This is a genomic window from Mesorhizobium sp. BE184 (assembly GCF_031457045.1).
GTDB lineage: Bacteria > Pseudomonadota > Alphaproteobacteria > Rhizobiales > Rhizobiaceae > Mesorhizobium.
In genome coordinates, this window is sequence record NZ_JAVDVU010000001.1 from 443730 (window position 1) to 465298 (window position 21569).

Below are 21569 nucleotides of genomic sequence, written 5' to 3' on the forward strand. Positions count from 1 at the left end.
TCTATCTCTCGTGTCAGCGGATGCCGTTTGCATCCCGTTCAAAAGGACACGAGACCATGAACACCGCCCCCCAATCATCCCGTACCCGCACCCGCCTTCTGGCTGCCGTGGCATCTCTCGCGATTGCTGGCGCCATTGGCGTCGGCGCGGTCACCACCGGCACGACACCTGTTCTGGCCGATGCCGTCAAGGTCGAAGCCGCGCAGGTCCCGAGCTTCGCCGATGTCGTCCAGCAGGTTTCGCCGGCCGTCGTCAGCGTGCGCGTGAAGGCCAAGATGCAGCCCGCTTCCGATGACGGCTCCGACATGTTCCAGGGTCCGGACGGTCTTCCGGACAATCCGCAGTTGCGCGAGTTCTTCAAGCAGTTCCGCGGTGATGGCAGGCCGGACCGCGGCCCGCGGTTTAGCCGTCGCGATCACAGGAACGACAAGCCGCGTCCGGTCGCCCAGGGTTCCGGCTTCTTCATCTCCGATGATGGCTATGTCGTCACCAACAATCACGTCGTCGAAGAAGGCAGCGCCTTCACCGTCGTTACCGACGACGGCAAGGAACTGGACGCCAAACTCATCGGCACCGACCCGCGCACCGATCTGGCGGTCCTGAAGGTCGATGGCGGCAGCCAGAAATTCACCTATGTCGATTTTGCCGATGACGCCAAGGTTCGGGTCGGCGACTGGGTCGTTGCCGTCGGCAATCCATTCGGTCTGGGCGGCACTGTGACGGCGGGCATCGTTTCGGCTCGTGGCCGTGACATCGGCGCCGGTCCTTATGACGATTTCATTCAGATCGACGCCGCCGTGAACCGCGGCAATTCGGGCGGTCCGGCCTTCAACCTCAGCGGCCAGGTCGTCGGCATCAACACAGCCATATTCTCGCCCTCCGGCGGCAATGTCGGCATCGCCTTCGCCATCCCCGCCTCGACTGCCCAGCAGGTCGTTCAGGACCTGATGAAGAACGGCAGCGTCCAGCGCGGCTGGCTCGGCGTCGAAATCCAGCCGGTGACGCCCGAAATCGCCGAGTCACTCGGCCTGAAGTCGGAAAAGGGCGCGCTGGTTTCGAGCGCGCAAGACGACAGCCCGGCCAAGAAGGCTGGCATCGTACCCGGCGATATCATCACGCAGGTCGCGGGCAAGGATGTTGCTGGCACCAAGGAGCTTGCGCGTTTGATCGGGGCCTACAATCCCGGCAAGCCGGTGGATGTGACGGTCTGGCGCAACGGCAAGTCCGAAACGATTAGCGTCGATCTCGGCAAGCTGCCGAACACCGACAAGCAGGCGTCGGCGGACGATCAGCAGTCGGCGCCCAGCGCGACGGCTTCGCTCGACGACCTCGGCCTGACCGTGACCAAGTCGGATGACGGCAAGGGTCTCGTCGTGACCGATGTCGATCCCGACAGCGACGCGGCGGATCGCGGCATCCAGGTCGGCGATGTCATCACCGCTGTCAATTCGCAGGAAGTGAGCGGCCCGAACGACATCTCCAAGGCCATGGCCGATGCGGCCAAGGCTGGACGCAAGTCGGTTCTCGTCCAGATCAGCCGTGACGACGCCAACCGCTTCGTCGCGCTCCCGGTCGACAAGGGTTGACCTGACCGTTCCGGGCGGAGGTTTCAACACCCCCGAGCCTCCGTCCTGGAAGCACCGCGCCGCGATGCGTTAGTCAGTCATCGTATCCGGTTCGGGCGGCAGCGGGCCCCCATCGCCCGCTGCCGCAAAACGCGCGAGGTCTCTAACATGCCGTCCACAAGACCAGCCGAAATGCCGTATAACGAGCCCATGAAGATTCTCGTCATCGAAGACGATCGTGAGGCCGCGGACTATCTGGAGAAGGCTTTCACCGAAGCCGGCCATACGGCGCACGTCGCCGGTGATGGCGAGGTCGGTTTCGCGCTGGCCGACTCGGGCGACTACGACGTCATGGTCATCGACCGCATGATGCCCCGCCGCGACGGGCTTTCCGTGATCGCCGGGCTTCGGTCGCGCGGCAACACCACACCTGTGCTGATCCTTTCCGCGCTCGGCGAAGTGGACGACCGCGTCACCGGCCTGCGTGCCGGCGGCGATGACTATCTGACCAAACCCTATGCCTTTTCCGAACTGCTTGCCCGCGTCGAGGTTCTGAACCGCCGCGCCAGCGCCAAGGAGAGCGATACGGTCTATCGCGTCGGCGACCTGGAACTCGACCGCCTGTCCCATTCGGTGCGGCGCGCCGGCCGCGAACTCACGTTGCAGCCGCGCGAATTCCGCCTGCTCGAATATCTCATGCGCCACGCCGGGCAGGTGGTGACGCGCACCATGCTGCTGGAAAACGTCTGGGACTACCACTTCGACCCGCAGACAAATGTCATCGACGTCCATGTCTCGCGGCTGCGCGCCAAGATCGAAAAGGGCTTCGACACGCCGATCCTGCATACGATCCGCGGCGCCGGCTACATGCTCAGAGGTAGCTAGCGACGATGGCGCTTTCCGTGCCTGCCATCATGAAGACGACGGCTGCGCGGCTCTCGGCGCTCTTTCTTCTTCTTTTCGCGCTCTGCGCCGTCCTGCTGGTTTTCTACATGACGTCGCTGTCGGCGCGCATGCTGGCGGCGCAGACCCAGGAAACCATCAACGAGGAAGTGCTGGGGCTTGCCCGCGCGTATCAGCGCGGCGGCCTGCCGGTACTTGCCCGGTCTGTCGAGCAGCGTTCGCGCCAGCCGGGCGCCAACCTCTACCTCATCGCCGATGCGAACGGCCAGATCCTGGCCGGCAATGTGCAAGCGCTCGAGCCCGGCGTGCTCGAGACCGAGGGCTGGACCGGCAAGCCCTTCTACTACCAGCGCTTCGGCGAGGGGGAGGGGCGGCAGCGCGGCAACGTTTCCGATCCGAGCCAGGCGCAAGGCGGCGAAACCGGGCACAACGCCATGGCGCTGGTGCTGCGGCTGCCGAACCAGATGATTCTTCTGGTCGGCCGCGACCTTGGCGAACCGGAGCGGTTCCGCGCCGTCGTGCGGCGCGCGCTGATGCTGGCGCTGGGTATGATGGGCCTGGGCGGCCTGCTCATCTGGTTCTTCGTCGGCCGCGCGGCGCTGAAGCGTATCGACGGCGTTTCGGAAGCGAGCCGCCGTATCATGGGCGGCGACCTGTCCGGCAGGTTGCCGGTGACCGGCGCCGGCGACGAGTTCGACCGGTTGTCGGAAAACCTCAACGCCATGCTGGCCCGCATCGCCGAATTGAACGAGGGCCTGAAGCAGGTTTCGGACAATATCGCTCACGATCTGAAGACGCCGCTGACACGGCTGCGCAACCGTGCCGAAGCCACCCTTGCCGGAAAGCAGAAGACAGCCGACTACCGCGAGGCGCTGGAAGGCACGATCACCGAATCCGATCATCTCATCAAGACGTTCAACGCCATATTGATGATCTCGCGGCTGGAGGCCGGCTACTCCTCCGAGAGTACGGTCAAGGTCGATCTGGCGGCCGCGATCCGCGATGTCGTCGATCTCTATGAGCCGGTGGCCGAGGAAGCCGGCGTGGCGATCGAGACGGATGTCGGCCAGGCTTTTTCCATCGACGGCAACCGGGAACTGATCGGCCAGGCGCTGTCCAACATCGTCGACAACGCGATCAAATACTCGGTGGACTCGAGCAGCAAGCCGGTCGTGCGTGTTGCGCTCGCTCGCGCGGGTGGCCGCGTAAAGCTCACCGTTTCGGACAACGGCCCCGGGATTCCGGACGATGTCGACCGCGCGCGCGCCACCGAACGGTTCGTGCGGCTGGAACGCAGCCGCTCGCAGCCCGGCTCGGGACTGGGTCTCAGCCTCGCCAAGGCGATCATGAAATTCCACCACGGAACGCTTGATCTTCTGCCCGGCGATCCCGGATTATCCGTCGTCATGGATTTTCCCGAAGGGGAAAAGCAGTCGACCGGAGAGAGCCGATGAAATCCAGCGCGGTGCGCAAAAGCGCCAGGCCCGAATGGCTTTTGCAGCCCCGGCTGACGCTGGCGCCTCTGGATGCGGCGGATGCCGGCGAGGATCTTGCCGATGTTGCCGCCGCCGCGACTGAGGAAGACCTGCCGCGCCTGGCAAAATCGCTGGCCGGCAAGGGCGCGGTGCCGGCGTTCCTGGCTGCCGCATTCAACCTGTCTCCTTTCCTGCGCGATCTGGCGCGGCGGCGCCCGCAAATGCTGGATACGCTGCTCGACATGACCGTCGAGCAGCGGCTGGCCAGGATTCTGGAAGAGCTTGGCGACTGCGCCTATGCCGAGGACGTCACCGAATCCGCGCTGATGATGCGGCTGCGGCTGCTGAAGACCGAGGCGCATTTCCTCATCGCGCTGGCCGAACTGGGAGGCGAGGCCGACACGGCGCTGACGGTTCGCCGTCTCAGCGACCTCGCCGAAGCCTGCGTCACCGCTGCCATAGATTTCCTGCTGCGCGACGCCGGCAGCCAGGGCAAGCTCAAGCTCGCGGACCCGAAGAAGCCATCGGAGAAATCCGGCTGGATCGTGCTCGGCATGGGCAAGCTCGGCGGTCATGAGCTGAACTTTTCGTCCGACATCGATCTCGTGGTTTTCTTCGAACCCGAGGCTCCCGCCGTCATTGACCCGCTCGACGCGACCGACCTGTTTTCGCGCCTGAGCCGGCGGCTGGTGCGCATCCTGCAGGACCGTACCGAGCACGGGTATGTCTTCCGCACCGACCTCCGGCTCCGCCCCGACCCCGGCTCGACGCCGCTCGCCATCCCCGTGGAGGCGGCGCTGAACTATTACGAGGGCCGCGGCCAGAACTGGGAGCGCGCGGCGATGATCAAGGCGCGTCCCGTCGCCGGCGACATCGCGGCCGGCAATGCCTTTCTCAAGGAGCTTCAGCCCTATGTCTGGCGCAAATACATGGACTATGCGGCGATCGCCGATGTTCATTCGATCAAGCGCCAGATCCACGCCCACAAGGGCCACAGCGAAATCGCCGTCAAGGGCCACAACGTCAAGCTCGGCCGGGGCGGCATCCGCGAGATCGAGTTCTTCGTCCAGACCCAGCAGCTCATCGCCGGCGGCCGGTTCCCTGAACTGCGCGGCAAGCAGACGGTGCCGATGCTCGCGCAGCTTGCCGAACGCGGCTGGATCACGGCCGAAGCGCGCGATGCGCTTGCTGCCCAATACTGGTTCCTGCGCCGCGTCGAGCACGCCGTGCAGATGGTGGCGGACGAGCAGACACATGTCCTGCCGGACGACGACGAAGGTCTCGAACGCATTGCCCATATGCTGGCCTTTGAGGACGCGGATGCCTTTTCCGCCGCATTCCGCACGGCCCTGCGTGACGTGGAAGGCCACTACGCCGCGCTGTTCGAGACCGCACCGGAGCTTTCCGCCGGCCTCGGCAATCTGGTCTTCACCGGCGATGTCGACGATCCCGACACGCTGGAAACGTTGAGCAAGCTGGGCTTCGAGCGCCCGAGCGACATCTGCCGGGTCATCCGTACCTGGCATTTCGGCCGCTACAAGGTCACCCGTTCCGCCGAAGCGCGCGAACGCCTGACGGAGCTGACCCCGGCTCTGCTGGAAGCCTTCGGCAAGACAAGGCGGGCCGACGAGGCGCTCCTGCGTTTCGACGAATTCCTCGCCGGCTTGCCGGCAGGGCTTCAGCTCTTTTCGCTGCTTCAGTCCAATCCGGCGCTGCTGAGGCTGATGGCGACGATCATGGGCTCGGCGCCGCGGCTGGCCGCCATCATCACGCGCCGCCCGCATGTCTTCGACGGGCTGCTGGATCCTGCTCTGCTGACGGAATTGCCGGATCGCGCATACCTGTCGGCGCGGCTCGCCGCTTTCCTCGAAGGCGACCGCGCCTACGAGGAAGTGCTGGACCGGCTGCGCATTTTCGCCTCCGAACAGCAATTCCTGATCGGCGTGCGCCTTCTGGCTGGTTCCATCGATCCGGCGCGCGCCGGCCGGGCCTTTTCGCATCTTGCCGACTTGACCATCGACGCCGCGCTCAACGCGGTGATGGAGGAATTCGCATCGCGGCATGGCCGGGTTCCCGGCAGTCGCGTGGCGCTGCTCGGCATGGGCAAGCTCGGCAGCCGCGAACTGACCGCCGGCTCCGACGTCGATCTGATCCTGCTCTACGATCACGCCGCCGACGCCGAGGAATCCGACGGCGCCAAGCCCTTGGCTCCGTCGCAGTATTTCATGCGCATGACGCAACGGCTCATTGCCGCCGTTTCCGCGCCTACTGCCGAGGGCGTGCTCTATGAACTGGACCTGCGCTTGCGCCCCTCCGGCAACAAGGGGCCGGTGGCGACGCATTTCGATGCCTTCCGCAAGTACCAGCGCAGCGAGGCGTGGACCTGGGAGCAGATGGCGCTGGCGCGTGCGCGCGCGGTCGCCGGCGATGAGAGCCTGTGCGGCGAGATCGAGACCGAAGTGGCGGCGATCCTTTCTCAGCCGCGCGACGCCGCCAAGATCAGGGCGGAGGCGGCCGACATGCGCGCACTGATCCAGAAGGAGAAGCCGGCGCAGGACGCCTGGGACATAAAGCTGGTCCCCGGCGGGCTGATCGACCTGGAGTTCATCGCCCAGGTCGCGGTTCTGACCGGGCAGGTCGATGGCGAGATCCGTACGACGGGAACCGGCGAGATCCTGTCACGCCTCGATCCGAAGTTTGCCGATCCCGGCATCAGGGATGAGCTCAGCGCCGCATATTCGCTCTATTTGACGCTGACACAGATCATCAGGCTGTGCCTCACCGGCTCGTTCCAGAAGGACGACGTGCCTCCAGGACTTGCGGACCTCCTGCTGGCGGCGACTGACCTGCCGGACATGAAGGTGCTGGAGGCACATTTGAAGGAAACGTCGCGGAAGGTTCGAAAGGACTTCGACCTTCTGCTTCGCAGGAAGCGTGGATGAGGGTGCGCCCGCAGCCACGGTTCCGCAGCATCGGGGGTGACGATGCAAACAGGAGTTACCGATGAAGAAATCAACCAAACTCGCCATTGCCTTCCTGGCGCTCGCCGGCACCGCCGGTTCCGTCGCGGTCGCAGCCGACCGCGGTGACGCGAAGGGTCCCCGTCATGGCGCGATGCGCTTCGACAAGCTTGACGCCGACTCCAATGGCGACGTCAGCTTCGAGGAGTTCACGGCCGCCATGGACAAGCGTATCGGCGACGCCGATGCCGACAAGGACGGCAAGATGACCGTGGCCGAGGTGGCTGCGCAGATCGAGAAGATGCGCTCCGAACGCATGGCCAAGCGCCTTGTCGACCGTTTCGATACCGACGGCGACGGTGCCGTCACCAAGGCGGAGATCGAGGCGCAGCAGAAGAAGAGGTTCGCGCTTTTGGACCGCAACGATGACGGCAAGATCGAAAAGAGCGAAATGCGACGCGGCAAGCACGGCAAGCGCGGTCACCACAACGACAATTGAGTTCTGGTCTGAGGCCTGAAAACGGAAACGCCCGGCGGAATAAACCGCCGGGCGTTTTCGTTTATCGGCTCAGGCCGCCGCCTTGATGGCGCGGACCGGCTTCCTCACCGGAATGCGGATCGAAACGATCGTTCCAGCTCCTTCGGTGGAGCGGATTTTCAGCGCGCCGCCGTGAAGTTCGGCCAGCGAGCGCGAGATCGCCAGTCCAAGCCCTGAACCGGCGTGGTTCTTGGAGAACTGGTTCTGCACCTGCTCGAACGGTCGCCCGAGCTTGCCGAGCGCCGATTTCGGAATGCCGCAGCCATTGTCCTCGATCGTCAGCGTCATGGCGCCGGAGGTGTTGCGCGCCTTCACCGTTATGTGGCCGCCCTGGCCGGTGAATTTCACCGCGTTGGACAGAAGGTTGATGACGATCTGCTTGATCGCCCGCCGGTCGGCAAAGAGCTTGACCGGGCCGGCGATGCGGGTATCCACCGTGATGGATTTCTCCGCCGCCGCGAGCGAAATGACACGCACCGTTTCGCTGATCAGCGGGCTGAGGTCGATCTCTTCCCGCTCCATCGAGAACTGGCCGGCCTCGATCTTCGACATGTCGAGTATGTCGTTGATGACGCCGAGCAGATATTTGCCGCTGCTGTTGATGTCGGTGGCGTACTCTTCATAGCGCTGCGAGCCGAGCGGGCCGAACAGCGCCTGCTCCATCAGCTCGGAAAAGCCGATGATCGCATTGAGCGGCGTGCGCAGCTCATGCGACATGTTGGCGAGGAATTCCGACTTCGCCTGGTTGGCGGCCTCGGCGCGGTCCTTTTCCTTGATGTACTTGCGGTTGAGATCGGCCATTTCCCGCGCGCGCTCTTCCTCGGCGCGGCGGGCCAGGCTGAGGTCGTGGATGGTTGCCATCAGCCGGCGCTCGCTGTCCACGAGCTTTTCCTGGTGCTGCTTGATCTGCGTGATGTCGGAGCCGACCGACACGGTGCCGCCGTCCCGCGTCTGCAATTCGTTGACCTGGAGCCAGCGGCCATCGGCGAGCTGCCTTTCGAAGGTCAGGCCGCCGCGCGGACCGTTGGCGTTGGCGATCCGCCGTTCGGCGGCGAAAGCCAGCATCCTTTTCTCCAGCTGCTCGCGCGATACGCCAGGCATGACATCGCGGTCGGACAACCCGTTGTCCTGCTGGTACTTGGAGTTGCACATCACCAGGCGCTGTCCGGAATCCCAGAGCACGAAGGATTCGTTGATGTTTTCGATCGCCGTGCGCAGCCGAAGGTCGGCGGCCTCGGACCGCAGCGCCAGATGCCGCTGCTCGGAGACATCCACGGCGATGCCGATCAGCTGGATTTCCGGCGCTTCGGGGTCCATCACCTGCGCCCTTGCGCGCATCCACACCCATTGTCCGTCGGCATGGCGCATGCGGAAGACCTGGTCGATATGATCGATCTCGCGCGCCACGATCTGGTTGGCGAGTTCGAAAAGGTTGCCATCCTCGGGATGGATGATGGCATCGACCTCGCCGAACGACAGCATCGTCTCGCAGGGCTCGTAGCCCAGCATGTCGTACATTGAACGCGACCAGTACATCTTGCCGCGCACCATGTCCCAGTCCCACAGGCCGCAACGGCCCCGGACCAGCGCCATATCGATGCGCTGATGTGCATCGATATAGATGCGATCCGCCGCCTGGGCGCGGGATGCCTGACTGAAATAGGCGTAGAGGACGACGATCAGGACACCGGCCGTCAGCACGAACAGCGTCACGTTCAGCGAGACGGTCTTTCGCCATTCGGCGAAGACGGCATCCTGCGGCGCCAGCGCGACGGCCGCCTTGCTCCTGTCCGGGCTGAGCTGCAGCGCCGCGTACCAGTCGCTATCGCCGATCTTGACATCCATCACGCCGGCGCGTTCGCCAAACAGGAACAGCGGCTGTCCGCCCGTGATCATCCTGTCGAGCAGACGGCCCTGCCACTGGGTCGAGCGCGGGCTGACGGCCTCTACCTTGAAGTTGCCGTCGGTCATCGCAAGCACGTAGCCGCTGTCCAGGGCGCCGGCGCGTGCGATGCGCTCGAGCAGGTCCTGGGCGCCGCCCTCGGCATAATCCGTTTCGATCAGCTGGCCGGCGGCGAGCGTGAGCATCGCCTTGGCGTTACGCTCCGTCTCATCCTGCGCGTTCATCAGCGAGAGAATCCGCAAGCCGGCAACCACGATCAGAAAGATAATGATCAGCGCCGGGATCAGTTTGCGAAGCAGAGGTTCGGCGGCCAGCAGGTTGCGATAGGTCGGCTCCGCGAAAAGGCGCGCGTTGCCTGACAGGCTGCGGCGCGGAGTCGCTCGCCAGCCAAAAACTATCCTGCCGGGCGCGCCCCACGCGTCCGCCTTTGCCATCAAATGGCACTCCCCGATCTTTTACCTGCTGAAATGATCCGGCAACGCCGTACTTCCGAATCGTCAGTAAAGAATCAAAGGTGATTCGCCTTGTCCAGTGGCTAAGTAAAAAAAGATTAAAAATCGACGGATTTGGACGCTTTGCCGCCTGGAGCGATTCAATTTAGCCACGAACGTTCTAGGCTAGAGTCCGCTCGACGATATCGCGCAGGTCGGCGGAGAGATTGTCGGCGGCGGCAAGGGACAGCAGCGCCTCCCGCGCCTTCTTCTGCCTGCCCGGCTCCAGCGAGCGCCATGAGCGCAGCGCCGTCGCCAGCCGGGCCGAAACCTGCGGGTTCAGCCGTTCGACCTGCAGCACGACATCGGCGAAGAATTGGTAGCCTAGTCCATCGGCGCGATGGAAACCGGTCTGGTTGGCGCTCGAGAACGTGCCGATGAGCGCGCGCACACGGTTCGGGTTCGACAGCGAGAAGGCGGAGTGGCTCATCAGGGTCCGCACTGTCTCCACCGCCTTGTCGCCCGGCGTGCTGGCCTGGATGGCGAACCATTTGTCCATCACCAGCGGATCGGAGCCGTATTTGGCTTCGAATGCGGCCAGCGCATCCATCGTCCGCGGCGAGCCGGCATGGCGATGCGCCAGAACGGCCAGCGCCGCCGACCGGTCGGTCATGTTGGTCGCTGTTTCGAAGTGCTCTGCTGCGAGCTCTGCGCCGCCCGGCAGAAACGCGAGGTAGTCGAGCAGCACGTTGCGCAGCGCGCGTCGGCCGGCGCTGGCGGCGTCGGGGCTGAAATCGCCATTGTCGCGCAAACGGCCGTGGAGATTGCGGAACGCGGTTTCATTGGCGGCGGCGATAAATCCCGCAAGCCCGGTCCGGGCCGCATGGATGGCGTCGGGATCGATGTTCTTGCCAATGTCGCGCGCAATGTCGGCTTCGCCCGGCAGCGTCAGCACCAACGCCCGGAAAGCGTGCTCCAGCGCATCATCGCCGGCGATGGCGTCAACCATGTCCGCCAGACGTTTGTCGAAGGCCAGGGGCTTGCCGCCAAGCGTCGCCCGGAAGGCGGCAATCAGCGCTTCCGTGAAAAGGGTGTTCGACGCCTGCCATCGCGAAAAGGCATCGCTGTCGTGACTGGCGAGGAAAAGCTGCTCGTCCGGCTTCTGCTGCAGCGACAGCGTCACCGGCGCCGAGAAGCCGCGGTTCAGCGAAATGGCGGGCTTTTGGCCAACCCCGCTGAAGCGGACGCTGTGGCGTCGCTTGCGGACATGGATGACGCCGTCCTCCACGCTGGCTCCCTCCGCAGCGTCGTAAGCCATGTCCCTGCCATCCTCGCCAACCAGTCCGAAGGCCAGCGGTATGTGCATCAGCCGCTTGCGGCTTTCAGACGGGGTCGGCGGCACCGACTGCTCGATGTCGAGCGTCAGTTCGCGGGCCGGCGCGTCATAGCGCGAGCTGACGGTGAGGTTGGGCGTACCGGCTTGGTGATACCACAACGAGAACTGCGACAGGTCGCGTCCGGAGGCGTCCTCGAACGCCTTGATGAACGCCTCGATCGTCACGGCCTGGCCGTCATGGCGCTCGAAATAGAGGTCCATGCCGCGCCGGAACGCCTCGGCGCCGACGATGGTGCGGATCATCCGCACAACCTCGGAACCCTTCTCGTAGACGGTGGCCGTGTAGAAATTGTTGATCTCGCGATAGCGGCGTGGCCGCACCGGATGCGCCAGCGGGCCCTGGTCCTCCGGGAACTGGTGCGAGCGCAGCGTGCGCACCTCTGTGATGCGTTTGACCGGACGCGACCGCTGGTCGGCGGAGAACTCATGGTCGCGGAAAACAGTCAGCCCTTCCTTGAGACAGAGCTGGAACCAGTCGCGGCAAGTGATTCTGTTGCCTGTCCAATTGTGGAAATATTCATGCGCGATGATCGCCTCTATATTGGCGAAATCGGCGTCCGTCGCGGTCTCCCGGTCAGCCAGGACATAGCGGTCGTTGAAGATGTTGAGACCCTTGTTCTCCATGGCCCCCATGTTGAATTCCGAGACGGCGACGATGTTGAAGACATCAAGGTCGTATTCGCGGCCGAATTTCTCCTCGTCCCAGCGCATGCACCGCTTCAGCGCATCCATCGCGTAGTCGGCGAGCAGCTCCTTGCCGTGTTCGACATAGATGCCGAGGTCGACCTTGCGACCCGACATGGTGGTGAAGCTGCCGGAAACCTTGCCGAGATCGCCGGCGACGAGCGCGAACAGGTAGGACGGTTTCGGAAACGGATCGTGCCACACCGCATAGTGCCGCCCATTGCCGAGATCGCCGCCCTCCACCGGATTGCCGTTGGAAAGCAGCAGCGGTGCTTCCTTGCGCTCGGCCTCTATCCGCACCGTGTAGACCGAAAGGATGTCAGGCCGGTCGAGGAAATAGACGATGCGCCGGAAACCCTCGGCCTCGCATTGCGTACAATAGACGTCGTTGGTGCGGTACAGGCCCATCAGCGCCTGGTTGGCGGCCGGCGCGATTTCCGTTTCGACCAGAAGCTGGAAGCTCTTTGCGGTCGGCAGTCTGGTGATGATGAGATTGTCGGGCGTTGTCTGGTAATCGGAAAGCGCTAGCATCCTGCCGTCGATCTCGACCTGCAGCAAAAGGGTGAGTCCGTCGCCGTCGAGCACCAGCGGGCTGTCCAGCGGCGCGCCCTCGCTGCGCACAACGGTCATCAGCGCCGAGACCCGCGTGGCGCTCGGCGACAGGTTGAAGGTCAGGCTGATATCGGGGATGAGGTAGTCGCTCGGTCGGTAGTCTTCGAGTTTGAAGACCTGGCCGTCGTCTGTACGCATCCGTTGGATTCCTGATTGCCGCCGGCCCGCGACCGCCGGCTGGTTCAAATGAAAATAGGCTGACGGCTCTTTACACGAAAGCACCCCTCGACAAAACTGGGGCGAGGCTTATGTCAGGGCCTGAATTCCCCAGCCATACTGCGAGGACGACATGACGGTCGCAACACCGAAATTCGGGATGGGCGCATCCGTGCTGCGCCTGGAAGACCAGGCTTTCATCACCGGCAAGGGTCGCTATACGGACGACATCCAGCCAGCCGCCACGCTGCATGGCTATGTCCTGCGCTCGCCCGTTGCAAAAGGAAAATTCTCCATCTCGTCGGTCGAGGCGGCAAGGGCCGCGCCCGGCGTGCATCTTGTCCTGACCGGGGCTGATCTCGGTCATCTTGGCGACCTGCAGTCTGGTTCCATGCAAAAGCAGCCGGACGGCACCCGCGCGCCCACCCGCGACATTCCGATCCTGTGCAAGGACCGCGTCCAGTATGTCGGCGATGCGGTCGCCTTCGTGGTGGCCGACAGCCGCGCGCTGGCGCAGGACGCCGCCGAACTCATCGAGGTCGACTATCAGGACGAGGAGGCCGTTTCCGGCACGATCGCCGCGCTCGACCCGGAAGCGCCGCTGGTCTGGCCGGAACTCGGCTCGAACAGGGCGTTCACCTACCATGCCGGCGACAAGAAGAAAGCCGATGCAGCCTTCGCCAAGGCCGCGAAGGTGACGCGCATCGATTTCATCAACAACCGGCTGGTCTGCAACTACATGGAAGCCCGCGCCGCCATCGGCGAATGGCGCACCGACGAAGACCGGTTCCAGCTCACCACCGGTTCGCAGGGCGTGCATTCCATGCAGACGATTCTCTCCGGTGTCTTCGGCATCGGCAAGGAGAAGCTGCGGGTCATCACGCCCGATGTCGGCGGCGGCTTCGGCCCGAAATCTTTCGTCTACCGTGAATATGCGCTGGTGCTGGAAGCCGCGAAACGCGTCGGCCGGCCGGTCAAATGGACCGGAGACCGGACCGAGCATTTCCTCACCGACGCGCAGGGGCGCGACAACGTCGTGACCGCCGAGATGGCGATGGACGAGAACGGCCGGTTCCTTGCCCTGCGGGTCGATCTGCGCGCCAATATGGGCGCCTATCTCTCGCAATATGGCGGTTTTATTCCCTATATCGGCGTGACCATGTCGACCGGCGTCTATGACATCCAGGCGCTGGATGTGACCACGACCGGCATCTACACCAACACCTGCCCCATCGACGCCTATCGTGGGGCAGGGCGGCCGGAAGCAGCCTTCCTGCTGGAAAAGCTGGTCGATGCCTGCGCCCGCGACCTGGGGCTGGGAGCGGAAGAAATCCGCCGCCGCAATTTCATCCGGCCCGATCAGATGCCGTACCGGACACAGACCGGCCGTCTTTACGATACCGGCGAATTCGACGGCCACATGAGCGTGGCGCTGGAAAGGGCTGAATGGAATCAGTTTTCCAGCCGTTTCGAGGAAGCCAGAACGCGCGGAAAAGTCCGCGGCATCGGCATGGCGACCTATATCGAGGCCTGTGCCTTTCCAGGATCCGAACCGGCCCATGTCGAACTGAACGGCGACGGCACCGTCACGCTGAAGATCGGCACGCAGACGAATGGACAGGGCCATGCGACGGCTTATGCGCAGTTCGTTGCCGAAAAGCTCAATCTTGATATCGAGAAAATTCATGTCCGCCAGGGCGATACGGATGAGCTGAAATCCGGTGGCGGCACCGGCGGCTCGCGCTCCATCCCGCTCGGCGGCGTCTCCGCGTCGCGCGCCGGCGAGGATTTGGCCGAAAAGATCAAGCGCGTCGCAGCCGATGAATTGGAAGCCTCGGCGGGCGACATCGAACTGGTCGATGGCACAGCGCGCATCGTCGGCACCGACCGTTCGCTCGATTTCTCCACCATCGCCAAGGCTGCCAAGAAGAAGGAAGACCTGCAGGGTTTCGGCGAATTCGTGCAGCACGAGGCGACCTATCCCAACGGGACGCATATCTGCGAAGTCGAGATCGATCCTGACACCGGCCACACCGACATCGTGCGCTACACCATCGTCGACGATTTCGGCGTCACGGTGAACCCGATCCTGCTTGCCGGGCAGGTCCATGGCGGCGTCGTCCAGGGCATCGGTCAGGCGCTCACGGAGGACACCGTCTATGGCGAAGACGGACAACTCCTGACGGCGAGCTTCATGGACTACGCCATGCCGCGCGCCGATGATGTTCCGTCGTTCCACTTCGAGACCCGCAACGTACCGTCCACCACCAATGCGCTCGGCATCAAGGGCGCGGGCGAGGCCGGCACGATCGGCTCGACCCCCGCGGCGCTGAACGCCGTGGTCGACGCGCTCTACCGGGGCTACGGCATCGGCCACATCGAAATGCCGGCGACGCCGTCGCGCGTCTGGGCCGCCATTCAGGAGGCGACGGCCTGAATTGTCGGACGGCGAGGGGGACGCAGCGCAGAACACGCTAACCGGCATCGGCATGAAGATCGCTTCGGTGGCGATCTTCGTCGGCATGCAGGCCTGCATCAAGGCGGCGGATGACGTGCCGCCAGGCCAGATCGTGTTCTTCCGGTCCTTTTTCGCAATTGTGCCCGTCCTGGCTTTCCTCGCATGGAGGGGTGAGCTGAGATTCGCCTTCGCCACCAGCCGGCCGGTGAGCCATGTCGTCCGGGGTCTCGTCGGCGTCGCCGCCATGGGGTTCAGCTTTTTCGCCCTGACCCGGCTGCCGCTTCCGGAAACCATCACGTTGAACTATGCGCAGCCGCTGCTCATCGTCATGTTCAGTGCGATCTTTCTTGGTGAGATTGTGCGCGCCTATCGCTGGACGGCGGTCGCGGTCGGTCTGTTCGGCGTCATGGTCATTTCATGGCCCAACCTCACCCTGCTGACAGGCGCCGAAGGGATCGATAACCAGCAGGCGGCCGGCGTGGTCGCGATGCTGATTTCGGCCGTGATTTCGGCGGTAGCGGCGCTTCTGGTGCGCAAGCTCGTCCATACCGAGCGGACATCGACGATCGTGCTGTGGTTCTCGCTGACGGCCACCATTGCCTCATTCGTTTCGATCCCGTTCGGCTGGAACTGGCTGAGTCCACTGCAGACGGTCCTGCTGGTGGCGGCCGGCCTGAGCGGCGGCATCGCGCAAATCCTGATGACGCAGGCCTATCGCCATGCAGAGGCCTCGGTCGTGGCGCCGTTCGAATACACCTCGATGATTTTCGGTCTCGGTCTCGGTTACCTGCTCTTCGCCGACATTCCCTCGCTCAACACGCTGATCGGCGGTTTCATCGTCATTGGCGCCGGACTTTTCATCATCTGGCGCGAGCGCCGGCTTGGGCTGGAACTTACGGCGGCCCGCAAGGCTGGCTCTCCACCGGGCTAGCAGCTCAACATCAGGAATAATTGGGTTGAGCCGGACGCTCGGCCGCCAGCCGGGTAAGCACCGCCCTTGTCGCGTCATCGGCTGGAAAGAACGATTCGATCGCGAGCTCGGAGAGCGTGACATCGAGCGCCGTGCCGAAAACGGTGATCGTGCTGATGAACGATAGGATCGAGCCGCCCATCCGAAGCTTCAGCATATGGGCGATGGCCGAACTTTCATTGTGAATGACCCTGCCTTGAGAAACGCCGCTCGGATAGCCGCGCAGCTCCTCCTCCAGTTGTTCCAGCAGCGGGTCGGCATAGGTCTCGTTCTGCCGCTTGAGCCGCGCCAGGATATGCGCCCGCCATTCCGCCAGATTGACGATCTTCGAAGCGAGGCCCCTGGGATGAAGGCACAGCCGCAGCACGTTGACCGGCGGTTCCAGCAAGGCGCTGTCCTCGACCGCGGCGAGGAAGGGTGCCACCGTGTCGTTCGCCGCCACCATGTTCCAGCGCGAATCCACCGCGAAGGCAGGGCAGGGCTCATGCCCCTTGAGCACCAGCTTGACCGCCGACAGGGCCTGAGAAAGAGAGGGGTCTGCCAGTGTCCGCTCACCGTATTGCGGCGCGAACCCGGCGGCCAGAAGCATGCGGTTGCGGTGGCGAAGCGGCACGTCGAGGCTGTCGGCCAGCCGGATCACCACCTCCCGCGACGGCGCCGCGCGGCCGCTTTCGAGAAAGCTGAGGTGGCGCTGCGAGATGTCCGCCTCGCCGGCGAGATCCAGTTGGCTCATGCGGCGGCGCGACCGCCATTCGCGTATGATGCCGCCCACGGCGTTTTCGGTTTCGGACATTGCCAATCCTGTCTGATCGAGATGCCGAAAACTAGGATATCGAATTCGGCTTTTCTATTACCTCACACGTAATCGCCATCTCTCCTCCATGGCTTCATTGTCACGACATCCCGACCGCTCCGGCGAAATCGGGACCACGAAACCAGATAGGAGACGACGATGTCCGTCACGATCACCAAGTTCCTGCGCAACGTTCTCTACGCCGACATTCTCTTCAGCAGTGTCGGAGCGGTTCTGATGACGGCGGGCTCGCCCTTCCTGTCGCCGCTGCTCGATCTGCCTGCCGGCCTGCTTCTCGGCGCCGGTGCCGCCTTGGTTCCGTGGGTGATTGGCCTTGCGGTGGTCGCCCGCCGCGAACAGGTCTCGAAAACCGTCATGGTTGACATTATCGGCATCAATTTTCTTTGGGCAGCTATCTGTTTCGGCCTGCTGATCGGCGGCTGGATCGCCCCGAACGCGCTAGGAATTGCTTTCGTGGTCGCGCAGGCCATTACGGTCGCGTTGCTCGGCTGCCTGCAATGGCGCGGAATGCAGGTTCAGGCTTCGGGAACTAAAATTCCCGCAGCTTCATCTTGACCTCGAGGAAGTCGCGCCAGACCAGCTTCTTGTGTGCCGGCGTGCGCAGCAGATAGGCGGGATGCAGGGTCGGCATCGCTGGAATGACGGCGCCGGATGCGGTTGTGTGGGAGCGCCAGTTCCCGCGCAGCCGCAAAATCCCCTCGGTCGTGGCGAGCAGCGTCTTGGCCGAGGGGCCGCCCAGCGTGACCAGCAGTTTCGGCCCGATGAGCTCGATCTGCCGCTCGATGAAAGGCCGGCATATTTCCGTTTCGTGCGGCGTCGGCGTGCGGTTGCCCGGCGGCCGCCATGGAATGACATTGGCGATGTAGACACTGGTCCGGTCGAGCCCGATGGCGGCCAGCATCCGGTTCAGCAACTGGCCGGAACGGCCGACGAAAGGCAGGCCTTCAAGGTCCTCGTCACGTCCCGGGGCTTCGCCGACAAGCATGACGTCGGCTTCCGGGTTGCCGTCGGAGAAAACCAGATTCTTGGCTGTGAACTTCAGATTGCAGCCATCGAAACCGGCCATCGCCTCACGCAGCTCGTCCAGCGTCTGCGCCTGCCGCGCCAGGTCGCGCGCCAGCGTCGCCTGCGCCTCGTCAGGAACCGTCGTCGGCCGGGCGGCTGCATTGTCTATCGAAGGCTGGCGCGGCTGGGCCGGCCTGGCACGGTCTGACGCAGGGGCGGCGGTCCGTTCCGGCTCTCTCGCCGTCGCAGGCACACGATCGCCGCCCTTCGGCAGGGCAGGGGGAGGCGCCTCGGCGAACCGGTTCACAGGCGCCTCGTTCAGGGCCTCGTCCACGCCGGCATCTGCATAGAAGGCAAGCAGCTCGCGCAACCCGGCCGGCGGTTCTTTAGCGATGGCAGTCATGACGCCACCATCTTTCGCCCCGGCGTCATTTGCAAGCTTAGCTCGAGGGAATCCGTGGGTCTTGCACCAGGTAGAACGTCCAGCGCGGCGTGTAATCCGTTATCAGGAACGCGAACGTCACCGTCGCCAGAGGATCGACCTTGCCGTTCTCGAAAAGCAGCCGGTCATAAGGTTCGAAATCGCGACTGAATTCCGCAAAGGCGCTGGAGACGATTTCAGTGGGGTTCTTGTTGCGCTGGTCGAAAGACAAGCCGTCACCGAAGACGCTCGGCTGGTTGAGGATTTCCTGCAATTCGAACTCGAATTCGACCCATGGCTGGCCGCTGTTGTTCAGCGTTTCGATCCGCATATGAAGGATGCCGTTGGCATAATACCCCGCGTCGGCAAATGGCTGGATAGGTCTGATCGTGCGGAAAGTCAGCGTCACGGGGGATGCCGAATTCAGCTCCTCCTCGATGACGATCGGATCAGCCGATGTGCCGGTCCCCGAGACCCCGGTGATGCGAAAGCCGCCGAGTTCGTCTGAAATCGAGTATGCGCCTGCCTTCCATACGATTGGCTCAGCCCTACTCTCGGCGGCAGGATTTGCTATTGAAACGAAGGGCAGTACCCGGATCGTCAGACCGAGCGTGCGGAAAAGGCGCGTCAGTGCGGAACCGGCAGGCACAGCGTTGCGCATTGGCCGACTATGGCGGATCGTTTCGCGTTCGAACATCGAAAACTTGAAATTGGCTTCGCGGCCGCTTTCTGAAATTGACGTTTACGTTAGCGTAAACTAGATTTCATGCATACCTGCTTGTCATACGGCTTAAGGAATTTTCCGTTGGCAAGGGATCGAGATTGCCATAGCGCTTGGATGCGCTATGAGCGCGGCAGCCAGCGGACGGCCAGCTACGGGAGGAAACATGAGCGAGATCGAACGCGAGAGCATGGAATTCGACGTTGTGATCGTCGGCGCCGGCCCGGCGGGCCTGGCAGCTTCCATCCGTTTGAAACAGCTGAATCCAGATCTTTCCGTCGTGGTGCTGGAAAAGGGCGGCGAAGTCGGCGCGCATATCCTTTCCGGCGCGGTGGTCGATCCGGTCGGCATCGACCGTCTTTTGCCCGGCTGGCGCGAGGAAAGCGATCATCCCTTCAAAACACCGGTTACGGCCGATCATTTCCTGGTTCTTGGCCCTGCGGGTTCGGTGCGGCTGCCCAATTTCATGATGCCGCCGCTGATGAACAATCACGGCAACTACATCGTCTCGCTCGGCAATGTCTGCAAATGGCTGGCTGGCAAGGCCGAGGCGCTGGGCGTCGAGATTTATCCGGGCTTCGCCGCTGTGGAGCTTCTCTACAATGAGGCGGGCGCCGTCACCGGCGTCGTGACCGGTGATATGGGCGTCGAAAAGGACGGCAGCCACGGGCCGAACTTCGCGCCGGGCATGGCGCTGATGGGCAAGTATGTGCTGATCGGGGAGGGCGCGCGGGGCTCCCTCGCCAAGCAACTCATCGCCAGGTTCAACCTGTCCGACGGCCGCGAGCCGGGCAAATACGGCATCGGCCTGAAGGAGCTTTGGGAGGTCAAGCCGGAGAACCACAAGCCGGGCCTGGTCCAGCATTCGTTCGGCTGGCCGCTCGACATGAAGACCGGTGGCGGTTCCTTCCTTTACCACCTCGAGAACAATCAGGTGGCTGTCGGCTTCGTTGTCCATCTGAACTACAAGAACCCGTATCTTTCGCCCTTTGAGGAATTCCAGCGCTTCAAGACGCATCCGGCGATCGCCGGCACCTTCGCTGGCGCCAAGCGCATCGGCTACGGCGCGCGCGCAATCACCGAAGGCGGTTGGCAGTCGGTGCCGAAGCTGTCCTTCCCGGGTGGTGTCCTGATGGGCTGCGCCGCCGGCTTCGTAAACGTGCCGCGCATCAAGGGGTCGCACAATGCGGTGCTGTCCGGCATGCAGGCTGCCGAGCACGTCGCCGAGGCGGTCGCGGCCGGCCGCGCCAATGACGAACTGACGGGCTATGAGGAAAACTGGCGCTCGACCGAGATCGGCAAGGACTTGAAACGCGTCCGCAACGTCAAACCCCTGTGGTCGCGCTTCGGCACCATCGCCGGCGTTGCCATCGGCGGCCTCGACATGTGGCTGAACACATTGCTGGGCTTCTCGCCCCTCGGCACGCTCAAGCATGGCAAGACCGACGCGCAGTCGCTGGAGCCGGCGTCGCAGCACCAGAAGATCGCCTATCCGAAGCCGGACGGCGTGCTGACTTTCGACCGGCTGTCCTCCGTCTTCATCTCGGGCACCAATCACGAGGAGGACCAGCCGGTCCATCTCCAGGTCAAGGACATGGACCTGCAGAAGCGATCGGAGCATGACGTCTTTGCCGGGCCGTCCACACGCTATTGCCCGGCTGGCGTCTATGAATGGGTCGACAAGGACGGCAACGCCGCCGCCGACCCGCAGGCCAGGGATGTTCGCTTCGTCATCAACGCGCAGAACTGCGTCCACTGCAAAACCTGCGACATCAAGGATCCGAACCAGAACATCAACTGGGTGCCGCCGCAGGGCGGCGAGGGCCCCGTCTACCAGAACATGTAGCGGGTCGGCCCGGCACGGCCCGCAAGCATTTGTTAACGTAACTGTTGAAACCGGCGCGCGCCTGTGGTTCCTTAGGCTCTGTCCTTGTGGAGACATTGGATGCGCCGAACCGTTCTGGCCTGTATCTCTGCATTCTGTACAAGCGCGACGCTGACAAATCCGGCAGCGGCGGGCACGCGGGTCGAAGTACGGACTCAAAGCTACGACATTTCCGGCGAGACTGGCCGCGCCTTGCTGGAGGCGATGGACCGCAAGGGTCCCAAGCACGGCTTCACCGCGCGCGCCATCGCCCAGACCAGCTATACGGTCGACTGGCAGTTCACCACCGCGCAGAATGACGGCGGCTGCCGCATGAAGGGCGTCTCCGGCAAGCTCAACCTCACCTACACCTATCCGCGCGTCGTTTCGCCTTTGGCCCCGGCTCTTCGCAAGAGATGGAGCCGGTTTTTCGCCGGCGTGCGCGCCCATGAGCAGGATCATGGGCGCATGGCCAAGGAAATGGTGAACAAGGCGGCGCGCGCCGCATCGGCGGTCAAAATTGCCAACGATCCGCTCTGCACCAGGGTCAAGCGCGAAGCCAAACGGCGCATCGACGCGATCTATGCCGCCTATGAAGCCAGGCAGATCGCCTTCGACCTGCGGGAACACCGCAAGGGCGGGCATGTCGAGGCTCTGGTGGTGCGGCTGGTCAGCAGCGGCATATAGAACCGC

The 21569-nt window shown here is 63.7% G+C and carries 15 protein-coding genes; 10 read left to right on the forward strand and 5 right to left on the reverse strand.

What is annotated here, in order from left to right; all coding sequences use genetic code 11:
- Positions 1-56 precede the first annotated feature (56 nt).
- The 5 genes from J2X35_RS02095 (at position 57) to J2X35_RS02115 (ending at position 7402) form a co-directional block, all read left to right on the forward strand.
- Positions 57-1586 (forward strand): Do family serine endopeptidase, encoded by a 1530-nt coding sequence (locus tag J2X35_RS02095; RefSeq protein WP_056108106.1) that lies wholly within the window; start codon positions 57-59, stop codon positions 1584-1586.
- Between the two features lie 189 nt (positions 1587-1775).
- Positions 1776-2450, forward strand: coding sequence for a response regulator transcription factor (locus tag J2X35_RS02100; RefSeq protein ID WP_056108108.1), 675 nt, complete (start codon positions 1776-1778; stop codon positions 2448-2450).
- A 5-nt stretch (positions 2451-2455) separates the two neighbouring features.
- Entirely contained in the window at positions 2456-3922 is a 1467-nt protein-coding gene (locus tag J2X35_RS02105; RefSeq protein WP_310180633.1) for a HAMP domain-containing sensor histidine kinase, read from the forward strand.
- A complete protein-coding gene (locus J2X35_RS02110; protein WP_310180635.1) occupies positions 3919-6885 on the forward strand; it encodes a bifunctional [glutamine synthetase] adenylyltransferase/[glutamine synthetase]-adenylyl-L-tyrosine phosphorylase in 2967 nt (988 codons plus the stop codon). The genes J2X35_RS02105 and J2X35_RS02110 overlap by 4 nt, the downstream gene beginning before the upstream one ends.
- A 61-nt stretch (positions 6886-6946) precedes the next feature.
- Complete coding sequence (locus J2X35_RS02115) at positions 6947-7402, forward strand: EF-hand domain-containing protein (RefSeq protein WP_056108116.1); 456 nt, start codon at positions 6947-6949, stop codon at positions 7400-7402.
- Between the two features lie 69 nt (positions 7403-7471).
- Here the strand turns inward: J2X35_RS02115 and J2X35_RS02120 are convergent, their stop codons facing one another.
- Both J2X35_RS02120 and pepN read right to left on the reverse strand, forming a co-directional pair.
- On the reverse strand, positions 7472-9778 hold the full coding sequence (locus J2X35_RS02120) for an ATP-binding protein (protein WP_310180638.1): 2307 nt from the start codon (positions 9776-9778) through the stop codon (positions 7472-7474).
- Positions 9779-9956: 178 nt separating this feature from the next.
- Entirely contained in the window at positions 9957-12605 is a 2649-nt protein-coding gene (pepN, locus tag J2X35_RS02125) for an aminopeptidase N (RefSeq protein ID WP_310180639.1), read from the reverse strand.
- A 151-nt stretch (positions 12606-12756) separates the two neighbouring features.
- On the opposite strand from pepN, the gene J2X35_RS02130 reads away from it, so the two are divergent.
- Positions 12757-15060 carry a xanthine dehydrogenase family protein molybdopterin-binding subunit gene (locus J2X35_RS02130; protein WP_310180641.1) on the forward strand — a complete coding sequence of 768 codons (2304 nt, stop codon included), beginning with the start codon at positions 12757-12759 and terminating at the stop codon, positions 15058-15060.
- Between the two features lie 52 nt (positions 15061-15112).
- Positions 15113-16012 carry a DMT family transporter gene (locus tag J2X35_RS02135; RefSeq protein ID WP_310183705.1) on the forward strand — a complete coding sequence of 300 codons (900 nt, stop codon included), beginning with the start codon at positions 15113-15115 and terminating at the stop codon, positions 16010-16012.
- A 10-nt stretch (positions 16013-16022) separates the two neighbouring features.
- Here the strand turns inward: J2X35_RS02135 and J2X35_RS02140 are convergent, their stop codons facing one another.
- Entirely contained in the window at positions 16023-16844 is an 822-nt protein-coding gene (locus J2X35_RS02140) for a helix-turn-helix transcriptional regulator (protein WP_310180642.1), read from the reverse strand.
- 159 nt (positions 16845-17003) lie between these two features.
- On the opposite strand from J2X35_RS02140, the gene J2X35_RS02145 reads away from it, so the two are divergent.
- A complete protein-coding gene (locus J2X35_RS02145; RefSeq protein ID WP_056108134.1) occupies positions 17004-17420 on the forward strand; it encodes a hypothetical protein in 417 nt (138 codons plus the stop codon).
- On the opposite strand, the gene J2X35_RS02150 is transcribed toward J2X35_RS02145, so the two are convergent.
- Both J2X35_RS02150 and J2X35_RS02155 read right to left on the reverse strand, forming a co-directional pair.
- Positions 17395-18273, reverse strand: a complete 879-nt coding sequence (locus tag J2X35_RS02150; protein ID WP_310180646.1) for a uracil-DNA glycosylase family protein — start codon at positions 18271-18273, stop codon at positions 17395-17397. The genes J2X35_RS02145 and J2X35_RS02150 overlap by 26 nt on opposite strands.
- Positions 18274-18310: 37 nt before the next feature.
- The gene (locus J2X35_RS02155; RefSeq protein ID WP_405023170.1) at positions 18311-18988 is read right to left on the reverse strand and encodes a hypothetical protein; all 678 of its coding nucleotides are present in this window, start codon (positions 18986-18988) and stop codon (positions 18311-18313) included.
- A gap of 190 nt (positions 18989-19178) precedes the next feature.
- Between J2X35_RS02155 and J2X35_RS02160 the strand changes: the two genes are divergently transcribed.
- Positions 19179-20858 (forward strand): electron transfer flavoprotein-ubiquinone oxidoreductase, encoded by a 1680-nt coding sequence (locus tag J2X35_RS02160; RefSeq protein WP_310180648.1) that lies wholly within the window; start codon positions 19179-19181, stop codon positions 20856-20858.
- Positions 20859-20957: 99 nt separating this feature from the next.
- Complete coding sequence (locus tag J2X35_RS02165) at positions 20958-21563, forward strand: DUF922 domain-containing protein (protein ID WP_310180649.1); 606 nt, start codon at positions 20958-20960, stop codon at positions 21561-21563.
- Positions 21564-21569: the final 6 nt, after the last annotated feature.